Origin of the sequence: Collinsella sp. SGI.033, from assembly GCF_050315135.1 — a bacterium.
Classification (GTDB): Bacteria; Actinomycetota; Coriobacteriia; order Coriobacteriales; family Coriobacteriaceae; genus Collinsella.
In genome coordinates this window covers 1-3,958 of the sequence record NZ_JBNPOK010000041.1, presented here as the reverse complement: position 1 = coordinate 3,958, position 3,958 = coordinate 1, and the positions used below count along the sequence as shown (strand labels likewise).

Annotated in this window: 1 protein-coding gene; it reads left to right on the top strand. The window is 62.5% G+C overall.

Annotation, left to right across the window (positions count from 1 at the left end):
- The first annotated feature begins 346 nt into the window (after positions 1–346).
- The gene (gene nifJ / locus ACQRC0_RS08580) at positions 347–3,886 is read left to right on the top strand and encodes a pyruvate:ferredoxin (flavodoxin) oxidoreductase (protein WP_427729284.1); all 3,540 of its coding nucleotides are present in this window, start codon (positions 347–349) and stop codon (positions 3,884–3,886) included.
- Positions 3,887–3,958 lie beyond the last annotated feature (72 nt).

Sequence of the window (3,958 nt, the reverse complement as noted above, 5' to 3'; positions counted from 1 at the left end):
CGCTCGGGGTAAACCTTTACCGCCCGCCTATATTTGTCGAAATTACACTTGACGGCGGGGTACAATAAACCCGCATGCGGATTTCCGTTGCGGGCGCTTCCCATCATCGGGGCGTGCCCGGGAGCATCCGGCATGCGGCCTTTGCGGCGCTCGATCATGTGCAAGACGGGTAGCTGGGCCTGTGGAGCGCGTGCAGCCTCCTCGCCTCGGCATGCCTTCTCTCCACGCCATGTATCTGCTGCTGAGTCCGCCTGTCAGATGACTGGAAGCAACAGCGAAAATCCCATCACGCCAACATCCCGGTAATCGCCGGGGCCTGTATACCTATATGAGAGGAGAGGGGTATATGGCGCGTAAGTTTAAGTCTATGGACGGCAACGAGGCGGCCGCATATGTTTCGTATGCGTACACCGAGGTAGCGGGAATTTATCCCATTACGCCGTCCAGCCCGATGGCCGACCATGTCGACCAGTGGGCGGCCCAGGGTCGCAAGAACATCTTTGGCACCCCGGTCAAGGTCGTCGAGATGGAGTCCGAGGCGGGTGCAGCCGGTACCGTTCACGGTTCGCTGGGCGCCGGTGCTCTGACCACCACCTACACGGCTTCTCAGGGCCTGCTCCTGATGATCCCGAACATGTACAAGATCGCGGGCGAGCAGCTCCCGGGCGTCTTCCACGTCTCCGCGCGTTGCGTCGCTTCCCACGCCCTGAACATCTTTGGCGATCACTCCGACGTCATGGCCTGCCGCCAGACCGGTTTCGCCATGCTCGCCGAGGGCAACGTCCAGGAGGTCATGGACCTCTCGCCGGTGGCTCACCTTGCCGCCATCGAGGGTAAGACCCCGTTCCTCAACTTCTTCGACGGCTTCCGCACCAGCCACGAGATCCAGAAGGTCGCCATGTGGGACTACAAGGATCTTGCCGAGATGTGCGACATGGACGCCGTCCAGGCTTTCCGCGATCACGCGCTCAACCCTGAGCACCCGCACACCCGCGGCAGCCATGAGAACGGCGACATCTTCTTCCAGAACCGCGAGGCCTGCAATAAGGTCTACGACGAGCTCCCTGCCGTCGTCGAGGGCTACATGAAGAAGATCAACGAGAAGCTCGGCACCGATTACGGCCTGTTCAACTACTACGGCGCTCCCGATGCCGATCGCGTCGTCGTGTGCATGGGCTCCTTCTGCGACGTGCTCGAGGAAGTCATCGACTACCTCAACGCTCACGGTGAGAAGGTCGGCCTGGTCAAGGTTCGCCTGTTCCGTCCGTTCTCCATCAAGCACTTCGTGGACGTTCTCCCCGAGACCGTCAAGAAGATCGCCGTCATGGACCGCACCAAGGAGCCGGGTTCCATCGGCGAGCCGCTCTACCAGGACGTCGTCTCCGCTCTCTACGAGGCCGGCAAGACGGGTATCAAGGTCGTCGGCGGCCGTTACGGCCTGGGCAGCAAGGACACGCCTCCCGCGTCCGCGTTTGCCGTCTTCGAGGAGCTCAAGAAGGACGAGCCCAAGCGCGAGTTCACCATCGGCATTGTCGATGACGTGACCAACCTGAGCCTGCCCGAGGCCGAGGATGCGCCCAACACCGCAGCTCCCGGCACCATCGAGTGCAAGTTCTGGGGTCTGGGTGGCGACGGTACCGTCGGCGCCAACAAGAACTCGATTAAGATCATCGGCGACCACACCGACAAGTACGTTCAGGCCTACTTCCAGTACGACTCCAAGAAGACCGGCGGCGTTACCGTCTCGCACCTGCGCTTTGGTGATTCCCCGATCCGCTCGCCGTACTACGTGACCAAGGCCGACTTTGTCGCTTGCCACAACCCCAGCTACATCGTCAAGGGCTTCAAGATGGTCCGCGACGTCAAGCCTGGCGGCACCTTCCTGGTCAACTGCCAGTGGAGCGACGAGGAGTTCGCCGAGCACATGTCCGCCGTGGCCAAGCGCTACATCGCGAACAACAACATCAACGTCTACCTGATCGACGCTATCGACCTGGCCGCCAAGGTTGGCATGGGCAAGCGCACCAACACGGTGCTCCAGTCCGCCTTCTTCGCGCTGGCCAAGGTCCTGCCCGCCGAGGACGCCCTGCAGTACATGAAGGACGCGGCTACCAAGTCCTACATGAAGAAGGGCCAGGCCATCGTCGACGCCAACCACAAGGCCATCGATGCCGGCGCTACCGCCTTCCGTAAGTTCGAGGTTCCGGCCGACTGGGCTACCGCCGAGGACGCCGCTCCTGTCGAGCTTTCCGAGGAGACCAAGTCCGCTATCGCCCAGCAGGTCAAGAACCTGCTCGAGCCCATCGATCGCATGGATGGCGACAGCCTGCCCGTTTCCGCCTTCGTCGATTGCGCCGACGGCCAGTTTGAGCTGGGCGCCTCCGCATACGAGAAGCGCGGCGTCGCCGTGGTCGTTCCTCACTGGGACGAGACCAAGTGCATCCAGTGCAACCAGTGCGCCTATGTGTGCCCGCATGCCACCATCCGTCCGTTCGCGATGACCGAGGACGAGGCTGCTGCCGCGCCCGAGGCTACCCGTACGCTCGACGCCATGGGTCCCAAGGCCAAGGGCATGAAGTTCACCATGGCCGTGTCCCCGCTCGACTGCATGGGCTGCACCAACTGCGTCAAGGTCTGCCCCAAGGGCGCCCTCGAGATGGCTCCCGCCGAGCAGGAGATGGATCAGCAGCCCGTTTGGGACTACATGGTCAAGAACGTCTCCGAGAAGAAGGAGCTCATCGCGGCCAACGTCAAGGGCAGCCAGTTTAAGCAGCCCTACCTGGAGTTCTCCGGCTCCTGCGCCGGCTGCGCCGAGACCGCTTATGCACGTCTGGTGACCCAGGTCGCCGGCGACCGCATGTTCATCTCCAACGCCACCGGCTGCTCCTCCATTTGGGGCAACCCCGCTGCCACCGCTCCTTACTGCAAGGACAAGGACGGTCACGGCCCGGCGTGGAACAACTCCCTGTTCGAGGACAATGCTGAGCACGGTCTGGGCATGGCCATCGGTTACGAGGCCGTCCAGAATAAGCTGATCGCCGCCACCCAGGAGCTCATCGCCGCTGACGGTCCGTCCGACGAGCTCAAGGCCGCCGGTCAGGCTTGGATCGACTCCGTCAACGACGTCGAGGCCTCCAAGACTGCTGCTGCCGCCTACGTTGCCGAGCTCGAGAAGTGCGGCTGCGACGCTTCCAAGGCGATCCTCGCCGACAAGGCTTACCTCACCAAGAAGTCCTTCTGGATCTTCGGTGGCGACGGTTGGGCCTACGACATCGGCTTCGGTGGTCTGGACCACGTCCTGGCTTCTGGCCACAACGTCAACGTCTTCGTCTTCGACACCGAGGTCTACTCCAACACCGGCGGTCAGGCCTCCAAGGCTTCGAACCTGGGCCAGGTTGCTCAGTTCGCCGCTGCCGGCAAGGTGACCAAGAAGAAGTCTCTGGCCGAGATCGCTATGAGCTATGGTTACGTCTACGTGGCGCAGGTCGCCATGGGCGCCAACCCGGCTCAGACTCTCAAGGCCATCCACGAGGCCGAGGCCTACGACGGCCCGTCCCTCATCATCGGCTACAGCCCCTGCGAGATGCACTCCATCAAGAAGGGCGGCATGCAGAACTGCCAGGCCGAGATGAAGAAGGCTGTCGAGTGCGGTTACTGGAACCTCTTCCGCTTCAACCCCGAGGCTGCTGCCGGCAAGAAGTTCTCGCTCGATTCCAAGGAGCCCGCGGGCGGCTATCAGGAGTTCCTGATGAACGAGGCCCGTTACGCTTCGCTGACGCGTTCCTTCCCCGAGCGCGCCGAGGAGCTCTTCAAGGAGAACGAGCAGGCCGCTATGGACCGCTACGCTCACCTGCTGAAGCTCAAGACGGTGTACAACGAGGCCTAGGTCTCCCACCGCAGGATCTGAGGGCTAACCTTCGCGGACGTCCTCGGACATGAAAGAACCCCCGCTGCGCAC